Here is an 18,481-nt window from a genome sequence, read left to right on the forward strand (position 1 = left end):
TTAGATGACAATTGGTGCCGATGCGGAGGTCTACCTCTGCCAAATCCGTGACGGGTATGTTGCAGGGGTAAGCGTCAGGGGTAGATATCGCGTCTGCTCTCATCGGCCGGCCTCTGCCGCTACCACGAAAACTTGATGCCCACGCGGCCATCATAGGCATGGGAGCGCCCATCGAGGCCGATCGAGTAACCGGCGGAGGCGTAGATCGCGGTGTTCCTCGTGATCTGCGCATCGATCCCGGCCTTGATCTCGCCCCAGGCTCCGCCAAGATCCGAGCGGAAGGGGATAAAGCCGGTCGCCGAGGAGAACGAGGTCATGGGGCTGCCGAGGAACTCGTTCCAGAGGCTCGCCTTCAGCCAGGCGGTCATCATGCGCGGTTTGGAAGTCGTTGTCCCCTCTTCGAGCGCCCAGCTTCTGGCGAGGCGAGCGCCGATCCGTCCGGCCAGTGACTCGACTTCCGAAAAGCGCACCAGAGCCGCCCCGTCATTGCCGGAGCCGTTGACCAGTGTCTGGTAGATGACCTGCGCTTGCGGCTCGATGATCCAGCCATTGCCAAGAGCGATCGGGTAGCCGCCTTCCAACGAGGCAGCGAAACCGAAGCCTTCTCTGTTGAGCTTGATCAGGCGCCTGGAGTCGGCTTGGGCATCGAACCATGTGCCCTGCAAAACACCGTCGAGATACCAGCCTGACGCACCGAAGTGGGTCCAGTAGGCGCCGATCGAATAGCCGTCGATGGTGTTGGTGCCGGCGTTGATGCCATTAAAGTGCCGAACATCGCCCTGAATGCGGCCGATGGCGCCATAGATGCCCGCGTGATCGCGGCTGCCGTCGGCGTTATAGTTACGATAAAGATCGAGGCCGGCCTGCAAGCCGTAAATATCGTAATCGAAATTCGGACCGCTTCCGAAGATGCCCCCCCGACCGCCATTCTGGTTACCGTGGGTGCCGATGATCCGGGCCCAGCCGGCGGCGGTGTAGGAGCGGCCGGCAGCAGCCGAGCTGACGGGTAGGCGCAGGGTCGTGGTGCAGCGAAAGTTCGTCTCGGGGTTCTTGCACCAGATGGTGCGTTCCTCGGTGACGGGCGGCGCCTCCAGCATGCCCTGTTCACCGACCCGCTCATGCAGGCTGTCGATCATCGTGCGTCCATAGATCAGCCCCATCGACGGAAGAGCCGAGTAGAGGGAGACCTCCCGGCGGTAGTTGGGGATCGGAGCAGGAGCTGGCGGAATCGGAGTCGGGTTCGGTGGAATTGGCGTCGGTTCTGGCGGAATGGGCCCCGGTTCCGGCGGAATGGGCCCCGGTTCCGGTGGAATGGGGCCCGGAGTGGAAGTATTGCGCAGATACCAGTTCTGGGGGCCCGAGGTGTCCGTGCTGCCACGATACAGCGTGTATTCATATGGACCTGCAACCACCGGCCTGCCCAAGGAGAAGGCTCCCGAGCTGGTGGTGCCGCCGTTCTGCGCGTCGACCACGAGAATGCCGTTGCCGAGGGTCAGATCTCCGGCGCCAATCGTATTCGAGACCAGGAGTGCGGATGTCCCGCTGGCTTGCCCACCGAGGATGACAAGCCGATCGGACGGTGAACCGTCCGTCCCGAGAAATGTGTTCAACGCGATTGAGCCGGCTCTGCCGACATAATCCCTGACCGTCAGCGTCTTATAGCTTGCGAGTTGCGACAGGTCTCCCGTCGGGGGGCTGTAAATAATCTGGCTGTTATCGTTGGTGACTGATGTTGCCGTGGAGTTTCCCGTCATCGTCCAGACGGTGGCCACAGCGGGCACAGTGGCCTGAGTAAGCGTCACATTGCTCGTATTGCCGGCGGGCGTGGTGATGACCCCTCGCAGCTTCGATCCCCGAGCGATGAAAAGTGTGTTTCCGCCGCCGTTCGTCTCCAGCAACGTATTGTTGTTCGCGACAGCAGTGGTCCCGTCCAGGATGATGTCGCCGGTTGCGCCCTGGACAGAAAAGGAAGCCTGGCTTGCTTCGATCACGCCACTGCCATAGCGCAGCAGATTGACGGCGCCATTGCTGAACTGGAAGCCAAACCCACCGCTGCCCGACGCAGTGACGTTGGTCCCGTTCATGTTGACGATACCGCCGCTCTCGACCAGGCCGCCCGTTCCGTTGACCACGGAAACGGAGCCGCCGGAGGTCTCAATGATACCGCCGTTCGCGGCGTTAACGCCTGCATTGCCGCCCGCGCCGCTGACGTTCACTGCGGTGTTCGTCGCCGAAACGAGGCTGCCACTGTCGGTCGAGCGTAGCCCCCTTTCGCCACCTCCGCCCCCGCCGATGGTGATGCTGCCGCCGGTTAGCGTCACTTGGGCCCCTGATGCGGCGCTAACACCTGTGTCGCTGCCACCAACGTTCACCATCGTCACGGCCGTACCGTTCGCAGAGATTAGGCTACCCAATCCCGTTGCTGAAAGTCCGATATTGCTGCCGCCAAGATTCTGGCCAGGAAGGGCGTAGGTGATCTTCGTGGTGTCCAGCGTAACCACGCCAGCATTCATGGCAGAGGCACCAATGTTATTTCCCCCGCCATTCATATTTACGGTGAGGCCGGTTGCGAAGATGCTGCCCCCCGTGGCGCTTAGGGCCGAGACTCCGTTGCCCTGTGAGCGATTGATGGCCGATCCAGGCTGGAAATGATCTGGCCGCCCGTTTGCGCCAAAGCGGCGGTGGTGAAATTGCCTCCGATGGTTGATCCGGGTCCGAGGGTGATCGTGCCTGTGGTTTGCGCCAACACCCCGATCGTTCCTCCGTTCTGCGGAGCTATTGTGACGTTGTTGGTGTTGGTGGTGATTTGGGCGCCATCGCTCGCCGCGACGGTGGGGAAGGGATAGGGAAAGGTGAAGTCACTCCCGATAAGCGTCGAGTTCGCGATGGTACATTGGCCGTTGCCGGAGCGCACGACTGTGGAGTTGATAACTGGGCACAATTGAGCTTGCGCCGACGATGCAGAGATCCAAACTGCTCCCGCAGCACTGGCTGAAAGCATCAGCCGCGTTGTCACATGTTGGCGCCCGCGTTTCTTCGACGCGGGAGATGGATGCATCTGATCGGAGAACGTCGCAATGGGGAGGCCCCTTGATCTCCAACTGCCGCCAATGACGGAAGCCCGATATCGCAAAAGCGCACTCAGGACCGGGTCGGTGATCCAGTAATCACGCCGCGTCATTCAATAATTCCAAACAGGAGATGAATTCAGGCGATCCGCGTTGGACAGAGTCCAAGAGGGCGCGCACCTTGGTTAACAAATAGGAAATGCGCCGGCATGCCGCCAGCACTCAGGCCACGATATCAGTTTTCACCCGCATCGCGGCAAGGTTACATTCGGGAACCGCACTGAGGACAATAAGACGTCTCCGCCGAAAGCTAGGTGTTTGATCCCAGGTTTTGATGGTGCGATCTTTTCCATCGGATGGAAGGAGGCACTATGGGCCAGGTTCTGCACGGGAGCGCCACAACGACGGAGGCGATCCGTCGAGCGATACAGCATAGTCAAGCGAGCCTGAGGGCTCTGGCAAAGCGCTACGGCATCAACCAGAAGACCGTCGCGAAGTGGAAGAAGCGGGCCTCGGTGGCTGATCTGCCGACGGGCCCGCAGCAGCCGGCTTCGACGGTTCTGTCAGCCGAGGAAGAGGCGATCATCGTCGCCTTTCGACGACATACCCTGCTGCCTTTGGATGACTGCCTCTACGCGCTTCAGGCCACGATCCCGCATCTGACCCGTTCGTCGTTGCATCGCTGCCTGCAACGGCACGGCATCAGCCGGCTACCGGAGATCGAGGGCGACAAGGAGCCGAAGAAGCGGTTCAAGTCCTACCCGATCGGCTTCTTCCACATCGACATCGCCGAGGTCCAGACCGCCGAAGGAAAGCTCTATCTGTTTGTCGCGATCGATCGGACGAGCAAATTCGCCTTCGTGCAACTGGTGGAGAGCGCCAACCGGGTGACGGCCTCAGCTTTCCTCGTCGCCCTGATCGCAGCCGTTCCCTACAGGGTCCATACGATCCTGACCGACAACGGCATCCAATTCCGCTTCCCGCCGCGCTACGCCAACGGTCCCACGGCCCGTTACATCACCCACATGTTCGCGATGCGCTGCCGCGAGAATGGCATCGAGCACCGCTTCACCAAGATCAACCATCCCTGGACCAATGGGCAGGTCGAGCGAATGAACCGGACGATCAAAGACGCGACCGTCAAACGCTATCACTACGACAGCCACGACCAGCTCGATCGTCACCTCCAGGACTTCGTCTCAGCTTACAATTTCGGCCGGCGCCTGAAGACCCTCAAAGGCCTCACGCCCTACGAGTTCATCTGCAAGCGCTGGACTTCAGAGCCGGAACAATTCACCCTCGATCCAATCCACCAAATGCCGGGACTAAACACCTGGGCCAACATCCCGCCCAAGAGCAACCGGAAGGACCCGATCTGCTTCAGCCGGCACCTCTACAGGGACAGGAACCTGATCGAGCGCTTCTTCAACAAGATCAAACAGTTCCGCCGCGTCGCCACACGCTACGACAAGCTCGCGGAGAACTTCCTCGCAAGCCTCAAGCTCGCATGCGTCAGGATCTGGCTACGCGGTAATGAGTCGACGGCCTAAGCCGAAGGCGGCGATGAACATTACACCACGCCTCGGCCCTTCCTACGGACGCTATCTACGCAGGCGCAGGCGGAAGCCACCAAGGCGGCACAAGCGGCGGCATCGCATGCGAAGGCGAGCAATGGCAGCGCCTACAAGGGTCGCAAGCCGAGCTTTACCCGGGCGCAAATGGAAACCGTGCGGGACCTGCTGGCGCAGGATGCAGGTGTCAGCGTCATTGCCAGGACGACCGGTCTGTCCCGGCAGACGATCTACCGGATGAAGGATGATCCCGCGGAGGCAGAGGCGGCGCTGGCAAAGTGGGGCTTATAGCGCGCGGGTCCACCTGTGGCGTTGGGGAGAAGCTACCGGGCAAGGTAAGCTTGAGGGCACGGATGGCCTCAAGGACCAATGCCGGTGGCCGCTAAATTCATCACCCTAATGTCGGCTTGGGGATTATTGGCCCGGGGGCTGGGTGTAGTTCGTCGCGATCCGCAGCAGTGCGCGGAAGTGGTCAAGCAGGCTGCGCTTACGAAGCCTGATCTCGATGTGGACCTTGGATCCGGGTGCCGAGGGCCGGCAGACTATCGAACCGTGCTCCTTGATTGTAGCTTCGATCTCGGCAAGGCTGATCTCTTCGGCCATTCCGTTTGCCTGAATGAGATCGGCCAGTTGGCGCGCCGTGAACAGTGAGCGCTTTTCCTGGCCATTCTCGCGGACGGTAAGCACATCATAGGACTGCGCGTGCTTGTGCGCGGGGACGGCCATTGCCTCCTGTGCGCGCTCGTTGATGATCTCCTCCTTGGCATTGCGAAGCAGGCTCGCCCAGAACATCTGTCGCGCCTTGCCTGCATTGGTTGGGTTGGGGATCGGTGCGTTCTTGCCGGCCTTGGCGCGGAAGCGCCTGAGAGCTCGAGCCATCGCCTCTTCGTCGATAGTCATTGATAGTCCCCGACCGTATCGAGGAGAATGTCCTTGGCCTGGTTGAGGCCGGTGTTGGGAGCCGAAAGCCCCTCGGATTTCGCTTCGAGGCCTGGCTCTCTCCGGCGGTCCCCGAAGCCGATCGATTGGAACTCGTGACCAAGTACCTGATCAAGCCGTTCATTCGCCGTATGTATCCTGGCGCGGACATCAGCGTTCTGCAACGGCTGACTCGCTCACCTGATGAGCGGGATGAAGACGATCGCGCCGACCACGATCACGATAGCTGTTCGGATCAAAAGGCCGTTGACTCGCGCCATCTCCGCCTCGGACGATTTTGATCTACTCATGTCGAACTCACTGCCTACGCGTGATACTTCAGCGCGAGATTGATCAGCGCAATCGGCAATCCGCAGACGGTTCATTTTTAAGCGCTGGGCGTGGCCCAAAAAGCACTGGGCGGCGCGGCTCTTCGCATTGTGCGCCGTCGACGCAGCGTCGCGCCTATCTTCCCAAAGGGAATGGCGTTAATTGACATAGTCGCTGCATCCGCCGTTGCTATGCTGCTGTTGCCTATGTCCCCCATGGTTCATGTGAGCGCTTGATGTCGGCCCAAGAACGCGGGCTTGCCCGTCTCATGCTTCGGTTCCCCGAGTTCCGCCAGGGCTTCGCGCGACTGCGGGGCGGAAGGTTTGGCGGCGTCTGCGAGGAGTACGATCTCGTCTGGGAGGTGATCGGCAGGTGGTCCCAGGCCGAACACTGCGCCTTGTTTTCCTTCAACGATTACTGCCTCCTTGCGGCCGCGATCGAGCGCGACGCGATCGCAATGGCGAAGGCCGTGCCGGATCCGGGCGCCATCGCCAAGGCGCCTGGGCCGGACTCAGCGCCCACATCATCCTCGGAGTTTCGACAGCCAGTGCCGCCCACGCCTCCCTCTTGGTGAAGCGGGGCCCGCCTGCATCCGCTCAGGATCGCCACGCGGGAGGATGAAGCCGGTCTCCCACGAGGCAGGCCTGAGACGGTTCACACGATCCCTGGCGCCCCGCCTCCGGTCCGGTGACCGGCAAACCAGCGAGCAACTCTGTTGGGCTTACAAAAACAGCCCGGCGCAAGGCGCCGGGCTGCTCGCAGGTCCAAAGCTGTCGCTTCAGAACTTGTAGTTCACGCCGACGCGCAGGAGCCCGGCACCGCCGCCGCCGTTGCTGACCGCGGTATAGGTTCCGGCCGGGAGCACGCCGCCCGCCGCATTGTCGAAGGATCGGGCGCGCCGGCCCTCGCCGGTATCGACGTAGAGGCCTTCGATCTTGGCCGTCCAGTTGTTGGTGAAGGCGTATTCGACACCGCCGCCGACGGTCCAGCCGGCGTTGCTCGTCGTGTTGCCGGTCAGCGGGTTGGTGTTCAGGCCGCCATAGGCCAGACCGCCGGTGACGTAGACCAGGGTTCGGTCGAAGGCATAACCGATGCGAGCACGCACAGTGCCGAAATAGGCGCCGTCACCGCCGCCGCGGCCATCCCACCAGGAATAGCGGCCCCAGGCCACGCTACCGCCTGCATCGACATACTGGATGTCGGTCTCGAGGCCGTAGACGATCGCGCCGGACTGCCAGTTATAGCCGATCTGGGCGCCGCCGACGAACCTGCCGTCGCCACCGCCAACACCGCTCAGGATGCCGGAAGAGGCGGCCGTCGGTCCGTTGACGCCGATCTCGCCCGAGTCAGCCCAGCCCACGCCGGCGTTGAGACCGACATAAAGACCAGCCCAGGTGAACAGGGGCACGTAGACGGGAGCGGGAGGCGGGGCCTGGCGGCTGGGAAGATCGGCCGCGAAGGCCGAGGTTGCCAGGCAGGTTGCCAGCACAGCAGTGGAAACGAGGCCTAGACGCATAATACTCTCCTAGGGTGATTTCGTCCGCCTAACCGTTGCACATGAAACTTTAGATGCGAAGCTAATTGATGGGTGACGTCGGCGGGCCTCAGGCAATAATCGTTGAGGGTGGCAATTCAGTCACTCCCACGAGACGAGGCAGCGCTCTTCTCTCGACGCGAGGCCTAGATAGATTTCGCTGCGATTGCTTCCGCCGCCCCCGGCGGGAGCCTGAGGTCACCAACATCAATGGCCGCCCCCCCACCCCTGCCCTCTCCTATCGGAGAGGGTTTCCCGCGCTCTTCGGGAGGGAGCGCGCCGTTCAGCCCGCCTGGCACTCGGCCATCAGCTTGCGCATGAAGGTCTCGCCGGCCTGAAGCTGTTCCAGCGTGATGTACTCGTTCGGCTGATGCGCCTGGTCGATCGAGCCGGGCCCGCAGACCACGGTTGCCAGCCCGGCCTGCTGGAAATGCCCGGCCTCGGTGGCGTAGGCCACGGCGATGGTGTGGTTGCGTCCTGACAGCCGCATGGCGAGCCGCTCGGCCTCGGAGCCCGGCTCGGGCGCCAGCCCCGGAACGTCCGACGTCATCACCGTCTCGATTTTAGAGCTCGGCGCGGTCGCGCGCATGCGCTCCAGCACCTTGTCCGACACGGCCGCGAAGCGCGTGGGGCCGGCCTCCGGATCGGAGCTGGGGAGCGTGCGGATCTCCCAGAGGATTTCGCTGCGGTCGGCCAGGATGTTGCGGGCGATGCCGCCATGGAAGGTGCCGATATGCACCGTGTCATAGGGCGGATCGAAGCGGCCGCTCGCGTCCAGCCCCCGTTTCGCGTCCTCGGCCATGTGGTCGAGCTCGGCCGCGAGCAGCGCGCCGGCATGGACGGCGCTGGCGCCGAGTTGCGGCTTGGAGGAATGCGCCGCGAAGCCCGCGATGCTGGTCTGGAACGTCCGGACTCCCTTGTGCGCGTCGCAGATGTCGAGCGAGGTCGGCTCGCCGACGATGACGGCGCGCGGCCGCGGCAGCGTCTTGCCCCCGGTCGTCTTGCCCATCGCGGCGATGCCGTCGACCACGCCGAGGCAGGTCACCTCCTCGTCATAGGACAAGAACAGGTGGATCGGCGTCTTGAGGTCGGCGGCAAGGAAATCCGGCACCAGCGCCAGCCCGAGCGCGACGAAGCCCTTCATGTCGACCGCGCCGCGGCCATAGGCGCGTCCATCCTCGACATGCAGCGCGAACGGGTCGCGGCTCCAGGCCTGGCCCGTTACCGGCACAACGTCGGTATGGCCTGAGAGTACGACCCCGCCTCGGTCCTGCGGGCCGACCGTGGCGAAGAGCGCAGCCTTGTCCCCCGCCGCATTGGGAAAGCGCACGGAGGCGACGCCCCAGCCGGCGAGATAATCCTCGACGAAATCAATCAGTGGCAGGTTGGACTTGTCGCTCACCGTGTCGAAGGCGACGAGGCGGGCGAGCATCTCGAGCGGCGTGTAGCGCTGCCCGGCTTGAGCGGAGGCGGTCAATGCAGAACCTTCTTCACATAGGGGGAATCGAGCGGGAAAAGCGGCACTTCGACATCGAAGATCACGCCATTTTCGTCCTGCATGGCATAAAAGCCATGCATCGAACCATCAGGTGTCGCAAGCGGGCAGCCCGAAGTGTAGTTGAAGCTCTCGCCGGGCCGCAGCACCGGCTGCTTGCCGACCACGCCCTCGCCGCGCACTTCGTGCACCTCGCCGCGCCCATCGGTGATGAACCAGTGCCGGGTCATCAACTGCACCGTCTGCGTCGAGAAATTCACGATCTCGATCGAATACGCCCAGAAGTAGCGGCCCTGCGCATGCGAGGACTCTCCCTCCATGAAGGACGGCGCCACGGTCACACGCACGCCACGCGTCTGTGCCTGATACATTGCAAGGCTCCGGCTTCAGCCGTCGCGGCGCGTGCCGCCCTTGCTCTGTTATCGGCCTGCCGGCGGCAGCGTCAATGCTGTCAATGTCGCGATTCTGGCGTGGACAACCCGGCTGCCGTGATATGCGCCGCGCCCGCGCACTTGGCCTTTCCGAGGCGCTTCGCTAGCTATGACCGATTACCTTCGCGGACCTCGCATGCTGCCCTTCAAGCCAGGCATTCAGCCAGACAGCTTCATTCGCGCCTTTATCGAGCAGGGCGCGATCACGCTCGCCCAGCCGCCGGCCGAGGGGCAGATCCAGCCGGCGAGCCTCGATTTGCGCCTGGGCGAGCGCGCCTACCGCGTCCGCGCCAGCTTTCTGCCCGGCCCCGAGCGCAGTGTGAAAAGTCGGATCGATGACCTGTCGCTCCACGAGATCGATCTGACGCGCGGCGCCGTTCTGGAAACCGGCTGCGTCTACATCGCCGAGCTCATGGAGGGCCTGCGGCTGCCCAAAGGCCTGCGCGCCGCGGCCAATCCGAAGAGCTCGACCGGCCGTCTCGATGTCTTCACCCGCGTCATCACGGATCGCGCCCGGGAATTCGACCTGGTCGAGGACGGTTATGAAGGACCGCTCTTCATCGAGATTTCGCCGCGCACCTTCCCGGTGCTGGTCCGTTCCGGCTCGCGGCTCTCGCAGATCCGCTTCCGTTCCGGCGAGGCGCGGCTCGACGATCGGGCGCTCGGCGAGGTCCACGCGCGCGAGACGCTGGTCAGTGCCGCCGATCCATCATTCCAGGGCGGTGTTGCCGTCAGTGTCGATCTCTCCGGCTTCGAGGGGCTGCTCGGCTATCGTGGCAAGCATCACACCGCGCTGATCGATGTCGATCGTGTCGGTGCCTATCGGGCCGCCGAGTTCTGGGAGCCGATCCCGGATGACGGCTCGGGCAGCATGATCCTCGATCCCGGCCAGTTCTACATTCTGGCCTCCAAGGAGGCCGTGCATGTTCCGCCGGACTATGCTGCCGAGATGACGCCCTTCGACGCGCTCGTCGGCGAATTCCGCGTGCATTATGCCGGCTTCTTCGACCCCGGCTTCGGCCACAGCGCCGCCGGCGGCAGAGGCGCGCGCGCCGTGCTCGAGGTTCGCTCCCGGGACGTCCCCTTCATCATCGAGGACGGTCAGATCGTCGGCCGCCTCGTCTACGAGACCATGGCGGCGAGGCCCGACGCGCTCTACGGCGCCGGCCTGAAGTCGAATTATCAGGGTCAGGCCCTCAAGCTCTCCAAGCATTTCAAGGGCTGAGGAAGCCGTTTTGCGGTGTGCGGGAGGCGGAAGCATGGCGGCTTCTCGGCGTCGGAGCCGGCCGCAATTCCAGGATGACACTCGCTCGCAGACCCGCTATGAACGCACACCTGTCACGGCGCTGCTCCGCAGCGGCATGCGGCATGCGGGCGTAGTTCAGTGGTAGAACGTCAGCTTCCCAAGCTGAATGTCGTCGGTTCGATCCCGATCGCCCGCTCCAAAAATCTCTTGAATGTTCTATCCTGGATTGCAGTGGGTGCTGGTATTTCGCTGCTGCGACTCCACCTTTGCTATCTCAGCGCTCATGGGTTCAGGACGCATCGATGGCGCGGGCATCGTGATTGGCGTGCCGCCGACGGCCCATGCTGCGGATGGGCCGGTTGATCGGACACGGACCGAGGACTATGGGTTCCCGGCGGGGCGGGAATAGCGAGATGATGATGGCGCCGGAGGAGCAGACGCGAAGCGCGCGCGCCTGTGCGGCCGTGGTGCTGTACCGGCCCGACCCCGCATTGCTCGCCCGGCAGGTCGAGGGCCTGCGCGGGACGCGTTTCATCGCCTTCGCCAACGGCCCCTTGGAGGCCGACGCTGCTGCCCTGATGGCTGAGGCGGACCTCCGCCTGATCCCGAACCCCGACAATGTTGGACTGGGGCGAGGGCTCAACACCGTGATGGAAGCGGCTTGCGAAGAAGGCTTCACGCATGTCCTGCTGCTCGATCAGGACAGCGAGCCGACATCCGAGCTTCTGATGGAGCTCGCAGCGCGGATGCAGCAGCTGGAGCGCTTCGGGGAGAGGATTGCTGTGCTGGCTCCTCGCCTCGTACCCCCCGGAGAGGGCTTCTACAAGCCAATCCGTTATGAATGGCGCGGTAGGCCGCGAAGCGATGGTCTGGCCGCCATAGATTTCAGCCCGACATCCGGATCCTTGGTCAATGTTGCCGCCTATTCCGAGGTCGGTCCCTTCCGTGACGACTTCTTCATCGCCGGTATCGATGTTGAATGGGGCTTCCGCGCCTGGAGCAAGGGCTGGGCGTCCTATGTCGCGACTGACCTCGCCATGCCGCACCGCTGGGGCGAGGCTGTGTCTGATGACCAGATCGCCAAGCCCCAGATCCTGCGCCATACGCCCGTCCGCAACTACTACTACGCCCGCAACGTAATCGCCGCGGCGAGGCTCGCGCATGTGCCCCTGTCCTGGCGGATCAAATCCTTTGCGGGGCTGGCGGCGCAGATCGCGTTGCTCGCGCTCAAAGGAGCGCCCGGCGCGCTAAGACCCATCTATGCGGGGCTCCGAGATGGCTTCGCGGGGCGGTTAGGGCCCGCGCCGGCAGGCATGATGGCGCCGTCAGCGCATGATCAGTCCTTGCGCCCGACGCCGTGATAGCTGAAGCCGAGCGCAGCCATCTCGTTCGGACGATAGATGTTGCGCAGGTCGATCACGATCGGGCGTTTCAGTGCCGCCTTGACGCGCTTGAGATCGAGCGCGCGGAAGGCGTTCCATTCGGTGATGATCACCAAAGCGTCGGCATCTTCCAGGCAATCATAGGCGCCGCTTGCGAAGGTGATACCCGGCAGGAGCGGTCGTGCCTGCTCCATGCTCTCCGGATCATAGGCGATGATCTCAGCACCCGCCTGCTGCAGCATCGGCAGGATGTCGAGCGAGGGCGCGTCACGCATATCGTCGGTGTTGGGCTTGAAGGCGAGGCCAAGCACGGCGACGCGCTTGCCTGCGACAGAGCCGCCGCAGGCTGCGATCACCTTCTGGGCCATGCGCTTCTTGCGCAGATCGTTGACCGAGACGACCGTCTCGATCAGCCGCACTGGGCTCTCCGCGTGCTGCGCGGTCTTGACCAAAGCGAGCGTGTCTTTCGGGAAGCAGGAGCCGCCATAGCCCGGACCTGCATGCAGGAACTTCGAGCCGATGCGATTGTCGAGGCCGATGCCGCGGGCGACGTCCTGAACATCTGCGTCGACCTTCTCGCACAGATCCGCCATCTCGTTGATGAAGGTGATCTTCATCGCCAGGAAGGCGTTGGCGGCGTATTTGATCAGCTCCGAAGTGCGCCGGTTCACGAAAATCAGCGGGCCCTGGTTGATGTAGAGCGGCCGGTAGATCTCGGTCATGACCTTGCGGGCATGCTCCTCATCGGTTCCCACGACGATGCGGTCGGGGCGCTTGAAATCCTCGATCGCCGCGCCCTCACGCAGGAATTCGGGATTGGAGACGACGGCGATGCCGGCTCCGGGCCTGACCTCGGCGACAATGCGCTCGACCTCGTCCCCCGTGCCGACGGGAACCGTCGACTTGGTGACGATCACCGCACCTTCAGCTGCCACGCCGGCGATCTCGCGAGCGGCAGCATAGACATAAGACAGGTCGGCATGGCCATCGCCGCGCCGCGTCGGCGTGCCCACCGCGATGAAGATCGCATCGGCATCCCCAGCCGCGGATGGCAGATCGGTGGTGAAGGAGAGCCGGCCGGCCTTGACGTTGGCCTCCATCAGCGCGTCCAGACCGGGCTCGAAGATCGGAACCTCGCCCGCCTGCAACCGCGCGATCTTGGCCGGATCCTTGTCGACACAGACCACGTCATGGCCAAAATCGGCAAAGCACACCCCCGAGACCAAGCCGACATAACCCGAACCAACCATCACGAGGCGCATTCAATATCTCCGAGCGCGCCGATCATCCCTGGAAATTCTCGAGCATTGCACGCGAGCGCGCCTTACCATCACCCGACCGGTGGGCAAACCCCCAACCCGCGCTTCATTAACTGCCCCGAACGAAAACGGGCACTTCATGAGCCAAGGGTATCGCAGCGAACCGGGCAAAGCCCAACCTCATGCTCGTCCCTCCCGTCACACGATCAGCCAAATGCTTGACAGCCCATGACCTTGCTGTTTCTTCCCAGCGGCCTGATATCGGGGTCCAAGAGACTCTCGACCCTCCGGAGTGAAGCGGCGTGTCACTGAAATTCCTGGTCACCGGCGGCGCCGGCTTCATCGGCTCGGCGGTCGTGCGCAAGCTGATTGGCGAGACGCAGCATAGCGTCTGCGTCGTCGATAAGCTGACCTATGCCGGTAACCTGGCGTCGCTCGCGCCCGTCTCTGGCAGCAACCGCTATCGCTTCGAACAGGCCGACATTGGCGATGCCGAGCGCATGCGCGCGATCTTCGCGGAATTCGATCCCGACATCGTCATGCATTTGGCAGCAGAAAGCCATGTCGACCGCTCGATCGACGGCCCCGGCGACTTCATCCAGACTAACATCGTCGGTAGCTTCGCGCTGCTGCAGGAGGCGCTGCGCCATTGGCGCGGGCTCGATGATGCCCGCAAGGCGGGCTTTCGCTTCCACCATATCTCGACTGACGAGGTCTTTGGCTCGCTGGGGGCCGAGGGCTTCTTCCGCGAGGACACGGCCTACCAGCCGAACTCGCCCTATTCGGCCTCGAAAGCCGCGTCCGACCATCTGGTCCGCGCCTGGCACCACACCTATGGCCTGCCGACCGTGATGACGAACTGCTCGAATAATTACGGGCCCTATCACTTCCCCGAGAAGCTGATCCCGCTGATGATCATCAACGCGCTCGAAGGCAAACCGCTGCCGGTCTATGGCAATGGCCTCAATGTCCGCGACTGGCTCTATGTCGATGATCATGCCGACGCGCTGCTGACGGTGGCGACCAAAGGCGTCATCGGCGAGACCTACAATATCGGCGGTGACAACGAGATGGCGAATATCGATGTCGTCAAGGGTATCTGCGCTATCCTCGACGACCTCAGGCCCGATCCGGCCGGCCCACATGAGCGCCTGATCGCTTACGTCACCGACCGGCCCGGCCATGATGCCCGCTATGCCATCGATGCCGGCAAGATCGGCCGCGATCTCGGCTGGACGCCAAAGGAGACCTTCCAGACCGGTTTGCGTCGCACTGTCGAATGGTATCTTGCCAATTCCGGCTGGTGGGGCGACATCCGCTCGGGCGTCTATCGTGGCGAACGCCTCGGCGCGGCCTGAGCAGAACCGGACGACCTCATGTTGAACGTCGAATCCACAGCGATCCCAGATGTGAAGATCATCACGCCGAAGAAGCACGGCGATCATCGCGGCTTCTTTTCGGAGGTGTACAAGCAGTCCGACATGGCTTTGGCCGGCATCGACCTCGTTTTCGTGCAGGACAATCATTCGCGCTCGGCCATAGTCGGCACGTTGCGCGGGCTGCATTTCCAGTCGGCCCCCTTCGCGCAGGACAAGCTGGTCCGCGTCACCAAGGGGCGCATCCTCGACATCGCCGTTGACATCCGCGCCTCGTCGCCCACTTACGGCCAGCATGTCGCCGTCGAACTCTCCGAGGAGAACTGGCGCCAGCTCCTGGTGCCGGTCGGCTTCGCCCATGGCTTTGTCACGCTCGAGCCCGATACTGAAGTGCTCTATAAGGTGAGCGCGCCCTACGGTCCGGCCAACGACCATGGCCTCGCCTTCGATGACCCGGCGCTGGGCATCGACTGGCGCCTGCCGCATGACCAACTAGTGCTCTCGGACAAGGATCGCAAGCACCCGCGCCTTTCCGACCTGCCGCGCTATTTCGATTGATCACCATGCGGATCGCTGTGACAGGGCATTCGGGCCAGGTCGTGCTCTCCCTGCTGGAGCGTGCGCCCGCGGGCGTGACCGTCATCGCACTCGGACGTCCGCAGCTCGATCTCGCGCAACTGAAAACGATTGGGCCAGCGATTGCTGCTAGCCGACCCGACATCGTCGTCAATGCCGCCGCCTTCACCGCCGTCGACCTGGCGGAAAGCGAGGAGGATGCCGCCCGGCAGGTCAATGGTACGGCCGCCGGCGAGGTCGCCAAGACTGCCGCCGCTCTGGACATCCCGATCATCCAGATCTCGACCGATTACGTCTTCGACGGAACGCTCAGGCGGCGCTATCGTGAGGATGATCAGGTCGGGCCGATTTCAGCCTATGGCCGCAGTAAGCTTGAAGGCGAGCGCGCGGTCGCAGCCGCCACGCCCAACCATGCCATCCTGCGTACCGCCTGGGTCTACAGCCCCTTCGGCAAGAACTTCGTCAAGACCATGCTGCGCCTCGCCGAAACCCGCGACGAGATCGGCGTCGTCGCCGACCAAGCGGGTTGCCCGACCAGCGCTCTCGACATCGCCGATGCGATCCTCGCCGTCGCGCGCAATCTGATCGAGCGCCCCGACGACGACACCTTGCGCGGCATCTTCCACATGGGCGCTCAGGGCGAAGCGGTCTGGGCCGATGTCGCCGACGCTATCTTCACCGAGCGCACTGCGCTCGGCGGCGCGCCCGTGCGGGTCAAACGTATCGCGACTTCAGACTATCCGACCCCGGCCAAACGGCCGGCGAATTCGCGCCTGGACTCCTCCAGACTCGCGACGATCCATGGCGTCAGGCTGCCGCAATGGCAGGGCGCGCTCGCAGCTTGCGTGCGCCGCCTCCTGACCACCGAACAGACGGGATAGACGACGATGAAGGGCATCATTCTGGCGGGCGGCTCCGGCACGCGGCTCCACCCCATGACGCTGGCCATGTCGAAACAACTCCTGCCCGTCTACGACAAGCCGATGATCTATTATCCGCTCACGACGCTGATGCTGGCCGGCATTCGCGAGGTGCTGATCATCTCGACACCGCATGATCTGCCGAACTTCAAGCGCCTGCTCGGAGATGGTTCCGATTGGGGCATGAGCCTGTCTTATGCCGAGCAGCCCCATCCGGGCGGCCTGGCGCAGGCCTATATCATCGGCGCCGAGTTCGTCGCTGCCGAGCCTTCAGTCCTCATCCTTGGCGACAACCTGTATTACGGCCACTCCCTGCCGGAGATGATGGCCTCGGCGGCTGCTCGCCCCAAAGGCGCGAGCGTGTTCGCCTATCATGTGCGCGACCCCGAACGTTACGGCGTGGTCGCGTTCGACGCGACCGGCAAGGCGATCTCGATCGAGGAAAAGCCGAAGGCCCCCAAGTCGAACTGGGCCGTGACTGGCCTCTACTTCTATGACGCCCAGGTCGTCGATATCGCCGCCAACCTCAAGCCCTCCCCTCGGGGCGAGCTCGAGATCACCGACGTCAACCGCGTCTATCTGGAACGGGGCGAGCTCTCGGTCGAATGCATGGGCCGCGGCTTCGCCTGGCTGGATACGGGCACACCCGACAGCCTGCTCGAGGCCGGCGAGTTCGTGCGCACGCTGGAAAGCCGCCAAGGCCTGCGCATCGCTTGCCCGGAAGAGATCGCCTACCGGCAGGGATGGATCTCGGCCGGGCAACTCACCGCGCTTGGTGAGAAGCTGGCGAAGGGAGATTATGGGCGGTATATCCTGCGGGTAGCGGGGGATCGCGACGCGTGACGGCGCGCGAGCCACTCAGCGGCGATCAGAAGCCAGCCTGAGTTCGGGCGAGGATTTCGGAAGGGACGGGGGTCTTCCCTGGGGAGATACAATTGGCCTGCTGCCGATTTAGCAGAAGTCACGATCGGGTGTTTCATGAAGCCGGATGTCGCGAGCGGCGACGGAAATTTGGGCTTGATCTCAAACTCGGGACGGTTCACCGGATCATTGGCAGACGCGTTCGCCAAGCCAATGGCCACAGGACGAGGCTGCTGGTGCCAAAATCCATGCTAGATTCAAGGCGAGCGCCAGTTGACGAATCCAGCGCGACGACCTGGCAGAGGCCATCGCCTGCGGCTTGAATAAGATCGAGTGCCTGATGTGTTTGAAGCCGTGGCCTGCGCGGCCCTGATGCCGGGGCTCATCCAAGGCAGGTTGGATAACCTCAATTCGCAGTCCACAGAAGCGGCAGCAGGACAATCTGGGAAAGCGATCCAGAGCACGATGGGCGTCGGCAAGGGGCATGATTTTGCGTTTGAGGTTATCAAAATTTCGGTCACGTCCAGCAGCTTCACCCGCACCGTTTTTTTCTAGTCGCAGCGACGCCGATTTGGTAGGAGACCTGCGAAGGTGGCGAGCCTTTCTTGATAAGAGGGCAAAGATTAAAGGCAATAATAATGGATGATAAACTGAAAAATTCGCGCGACATGTATATTGATCTTATGATCCGTATACTAGCAAATACGATCTACGAAGATACCTCCATCCATCCCTATTTCCCCAAGGATTACGATCCGGACAAGCGACAAACGGGCCTCGACTGGCCCAAGACTGCGCATACGATGGTCGGCGTTGAGCGCCTCAAGAACCTTGCTGATCTGGCGTCGCGAGCGCTTGAGTCTGAGATTCCCGGCGATTTCATCGAGACTGGCGTCTGGCGTGGCGGGTGCTGCATCCTAATGAGGTCGATCCTCGGTCTGTATTCCGATAAACAGCGCCGGGTCTTCGTCGCAGATTCGTTCGAGGGCCTCCCGCTACCCAAACCGGATGTGTACAAAGCTGATATTGATGATCCTCACCATACCTATGCAGAACTGGCGATCTCACTTGAAGAGGTGAAATCCAATTTCTCGCGCTACAACCTGCTTGATGATCAAGTCGTGTTTGTTAAGGGTTTTTTTGAGGATACCCTGCAGAAATTAACCGAAAATACATTCGCTCTATTGCGGCTCGATGGCGATATGTATGAATCAACATATTGCGCTCTCGAAGAGCTGTACCCTCAGCTGTCACCCGGTGGATACATCATCATCGATGATTTCGGTGCCATCGACGGCTGCCGTCAGGCAGTAGAGGAGTACCGGCGTATTCACGACATCACGGCTCCAATGACGGAAGTCGATTGGACCGGCGTGTGGTGGCAGAAGCCGACTGCCTGAGTTATGAGACCTGCGCGCGGGTAGGCGTAGACGGCGCTCGCTGGTTGCTGCGAGCCCGCTCGTGCTTGGTTTTATGTGCCGGGCGGTCTCGGGGTTTGCGAGGTCAGGCGGTTG

17 protein-coding genes, 1 tRNA gene and 3 pseudogenes are annotated in these 18,481 nt (G+C 62.7%); 14 read left to right on the forward strand and 7 right to left on the reverse strand.

What is annotated here, in order from left to right; all coding sequences use genetic code 11:
* Positions 1-119: 119 nt before the first annotated feature.
* Together NWE53_RS19370 and NWE53_RS19375 are read right to left on the reverse strand one after the other, a co-directional pair.
* On the reverse strand, positions 120-2,513 hold the full coding sequence (locus tag NWE53_RS19370) for an autotransporter family protein (protein WP_265050994.1): 2,394 nt from the start codon (positions 2,511-2,513) through the stop codon (positions 120-122).
* An 80-nt stretch (positions 2,514-2,593) separates the two neighbouring features.
* On the reverse strand, positions 2,594-3,181 hold the full coding sequence (locus NWE53_RS19375; RefSeq protein ID WP_265050995.1) for a hypothetical protein: 588 nt from the start codon (positions 3,179-3,181) through the stop codon (positions 2,594-2,596).
* A 258-nt stretch (positions 3,182-3,439) separates the two neighbouring features.
* On the opposite strand from NWE53_RS19375, the pseudogene NWE53_RS19380 reads away from it, so the two are divergent.
* The 3 pseudogenes from NWE53_RS19380 to NWE53_RS19390 all read left to right on the forward strand — a co-directional run.
* A pseudogene (locus NWE53_RS19380) lies at positions 3,440-4,399 on the forward strand (IS481 family transposase); the annotation flags it as partial.
* Positions 4,400-4,402: 3 nt separating this feature from the next.
* Positions 4,403-4,618, forward strand: a pseudogene (locus NWE53_RS19385) (transposase); the annotation flags it as partial.
* 150 nt (positions 4,619-4,768) lie between these two features.
* Positions 4,769-4,930 (forward strand): annotated as a pseudogene (locus tag NWE53_RS19390) (helix-turn-helix domain-containing protein); the annotation flags it as partial.
* Positions 4,931-5,053: 123 nt separating this feature from the next.
* Here NWE53_RS19390 and NWE53_RS19395 read toward each other — a convergent pair.
* Positions 5,054-5,539, reverse strand: coding sequence for a hypothetical protein (locus tag NWE53_RS19395; RefSeq protein WP_265050996.1), 486 nt, complete (start codon positions 5,537-5,539; stop codon positions 5,054-5,056).
* On the opposite strand from NWE53_RS19395, the gene NWE53_RS19400 reads away from it, so the two are divergent.
* Complete coding sequence (locus NWE53_RS19400) at positions 5,539-5,859, forward strand: hypothetical protein (RefSeq protein WP_265050997.1); 321 nt, start codon at positions 5,539-5,541, stop codon at positions 5,857-5,859. The two genes, NWE53_RS19395 and NWE53_RS19400, sit on opposite strands and share 1 nt — an antisense overlap.
* Before the next feature lie 263 nt (positions 5,860-6,122).
* Positions 6,123-6,461, forward strand: a complete 339-nt coding sequence (locus NWE53_RS19405) for a hypothetical protein (RefSeq protein ID WP_265050998.1) — start codon at positions 6,123-6,125, stop codon at positions 6,459-6,461.
* Positions 6,462-6,665: 204 nt separating this feature from the next.
* Here NWE53_RS19405 and NWE53_RS19410 read toward each other — a convergent pair whose 3' ends face one another.
* From NWE53_RS19410 to apaG, 3 genes are all read right to left on the reverse strand, one after another.
* On the reverse strand, positions 6,666-7,403 hold the full coding sequence (locus NWE53_RS19410; protein WP_265050999.1) for an outer membrane protein: 738 nt from the start codon (positions 7,401-7,403) through the stop codon (positions 6,666-6,668).
* Between the two features lie 301 nt (positions 7,404-7,704).
* Positions 7,705-8,898 carry an acetylornithine deacetylase gene (gene argE / locus NWE53_RS19415; RefSeq protein WP_265051000.1) on the reverse strand — a complete coding sequence of 398 codons (1,194 nt, stop codon included), beginning with the start codon at positions 8,896-8,898 and terminating at the stop codon, positions 7,705-7,707.
* Positions 8,895-9,287, reverse strand: coding sequence for a Co2+/Mg2+ efflux protein ApaG (gene apaG, locus NWE53_RS19420; protein WP_265051001.1), 393 nt, complete (start codon positions 9,285-9,287; stop codon positions 8,895-8,897). The genes argE and apaG overlap by 4 nt, the downstream gene beginning before the upstream one ends.
* 196 nt (positions 9,288-9,483) lie before the next feature.
* Here apaG and NWE53_RS19425 point away from each other — a divergent pair, with 196 nt between their 5' ends.
* From NWE53_RS19425 to NWE53_RS19435, 3 genes are all read left to right on the forward strand, one after another.
* The gene (locus tag NWE53_RS19425) at positions 9,484-10,572 is read left to right on the forward strand and encodes a 2'-deoxycytidine 5'-triphosphate deaminase (RefSeq protein WP_265051002.1); all 1,089 of its coding nucleotides are present in this window, start codon (positions 9,484-9,486) and stop codon (positions 10,570-10,572) included.
* 145 nt (positions 10,573-10,717) lie between these two features.
* A tRNA-Gly gene (locus tag NWE53_RS19430) sits at positions 10,718-10,792 on the forward strand.
* Between the two features lie 220 nt (positions 10,793-11,012).
* Positions 11,013-11,954 carry a glycosyltransferase family protein gene (locus tag NWE53_RS19435; RefSeq protein ID WP_265051003.1) on the forward strand — a complete coding sequence of 314 codons (942 nt, stop codon included), beginning with the start codon at positions 11,013-11,015 and terminating at the stop codon, positions 11,952-11,954.
* Here NWE53_RS19435 and NWE53_RS19440 read toward each other — a convergent pair.
* A complete protein-coding gene (locus NWE53_RS19440) occupies positions 11,930-13,237 on the reverse strand; it encodes a UDP-glucose dehydrogenase family protein (RefSeq protein ID WP_265051004.1) in 1,308 nt (435 codons plus the stop codon). The genes NWE53_RS19435 and NWE53_RS19440 overlap by 25 nt on opposite strands.
* Positions 13,238-13,536: 299 nt before the next feature.
* Between NWE53_RS19440 and rfbB the strand changes: the two genes are divergently transcribed.
* From rfbB to NWE53_RS19470, 6 genes are all read left to right on the forward strand, one after another.
* Positions 13,537-14,592 (forward strand): dTDP-glucose 4,6-dehydratase, encoded by a 1,056-nt coding sequence (rfbB, locus tag NWE53_RS19445; RefSeq protein WP_265051005.1) that lies wholly within the window; start codon positions 13,537-13,539, stop codon positions 14,590-14,592.
* Between the two features lie 18 nt (positions 14,593-14,610).
* Positions 14,611-15,168 (forward strand): dTDP-4-dehydrorhamnose 3,5-epimerase, encoded by a 558-nt coding sequence (rfbC, locus tag NWE53_RS19450; protein ID WP_265051006.1) that lies wholly within the window; start codon positions 14,611-14,613, stop codon positions 15,166-15,168.
* Between the two features lie 5 nt (positions 15,169-15,173).
* Positions 15,174-16,067 carry a dTDP-4-dehydrorhamnose reductase gene (gene rfbD / locus NWE53_RS19455; RefSeq protein WP_265051007.1) on the forward strand — a complete coding sequence of 298 codons (894 nt, stop codon included), beginning with the start codon at positions 15,174-15,176 and terminating at the stop codon, positions 16,065-16,067.
* Positions 16,068-16,073: 6 nt separating this feature from the next.
* The gene (rfbA, locus tag NWE53_RS19460) at positions 16,074-16,949 is read left to right on the forward strand and encodes a glucose-1-phosphate thymidylyltransferase RfbA (RefSeq protein WP_265051008.1); all 876 of its coding nucleotides are present in this window, start codon (positions 16,074-16,076) and stop codon (positions 16,947-16,949) included.
* Positions 16,950-17,300: 351 nt separating this feature from the next.
* Positions 17,301-17,522 carry a hypothetical protein gene (locus NWE53_RS19465; protein ID WP_265051009.1) on the forward strand — a complete coding sequence of 74 codons (222 nt, stop codon included), beginning with the start codon at positions 17,301-17,303 and terminating at the stop codon, positions 17,520-17,522.
* 83 nt (positions 17,523-17,605) lie between these two features.
* The gene (locus NWE53_RS19470; protein WP_265051010.1) at positions 17,606-18,367 is read left to right on the forward strand and encodes a TylF/MycF family methyltransferase; all 762 of its coding nucleotides are present in this window, start codon (positions 17,606-17,608) and stop codon (positions 18,365-18,367) included.
* Positions 18,368-18,481 lie beyond the last annotated feature (114 nt).

Origin of the sequence: Bosea sp. NBC_00550, assembly GCF_026020075.1 — a bacterium.
Lineage (GTDB): Bacteria > Pseudomonadota > Alphaproteobacteria > Rhizobiales > Beijerinckiaceae > Allobosea.

What these genes read in the sequence shown, in the direction of transcription:
- NWE53_RS19370 (WP_265050994.1), bottom strand. Translation starts at nt 2,513, where the DNA reads ATGAATGCTGGCGTGGTTACGCTGGACACCACGAAGATCACCTACGCC.
- NWE53_RS19375 (WP_265050995.1), bottom strand. Translation starts at nt 3,181, where the DNA reads ATGACGCGGCGTGATTACTGGATCACCGACCCGGTCCTGAGTGCGCTT.
- NWE53_RS19395 (WP_265050996.1), bottom strand. Translation starts at nt 5,539, where the DNA reads ATGACTATCGACGAAGAGGCGATGGCTCGAGCTCTCAGGCGCTTCCGC.
- NWE53_RS19405 (WP_265050998.1), top strand. Translation starts at nt 6,123, where the DNA reads ATGTCGGCCCAAGAACGCGGGCTTGCCCGTCTCATGCTTCGGTTCCCC.
- NWE53_RS19410 (WP_265050999.1), bottom strand. Translation starts at nt 7,403, where the DNA reads ATGCGTCTAGGCCTCGTTTCCACTGCTGTGCTGGCAACCTGCCTGGCA.
- apaG (WP_265051001.1), bottom strand. Translation starts at nt 9,287, where the DNA reads ATGTATCAGGCACAGACGCGTGGCGTGCGTGTGACCGTGGCGCCGTCC.
- NWE53_RS19425 (WP_265051002.1), top strand. Translation starts at nt 9,484, where the DNA reads ATGCTGCCCTTCAAGCCAGGCATTCAGCCAGACAGCTTCATTCGCGCC.
- NWE53_RS19435 (WP_265051003.1), top strand. Translation starts at nt 11,013, where the DNA reads ATGGCGCCGGAGGAGCAGACGCGAAGCGCGCGCGCCTGTGCGGCCGTG.
- NWE53_RS19440 (WP_265051004.1), bottom strand. Translation starts at nt 13,237, where the DNA reads ATGCGCCTCGTGATGGTTGGTTCGGGTTATGTCGGCTTGGTCTCGGGG.
- rfbC (WP_265051006.1), top strand. Translation starts at nt 14,611, where the DNA reads ATGTTGAACGTCGAATCCACAGCGATCCCAGATGTGAAGATCATCACG.
- rfbD (WP_265051007.1), top strand. Translation starts at nt 15,174, where the DNA reads ATGCGGATCGCTGTGACAGGGCATTCGGGCCAGGTCGTGCTCTCCCTG.
- rfbA (WP_265051008.1), top strand. Translation starts at nt 16,074, where the DNA reads ATGAAGGGCATCATTCTGGCGGGCGGCTCCGGCACGCGGCTCCACCCC.
- NWE53_RS19470 (WP_265051010.1), top strand. Translation starts at nt 17,606, where the DNA reads ATGGATGATAAACTGAAAAATTCGCGCGACATGTATATTGATCTTATG.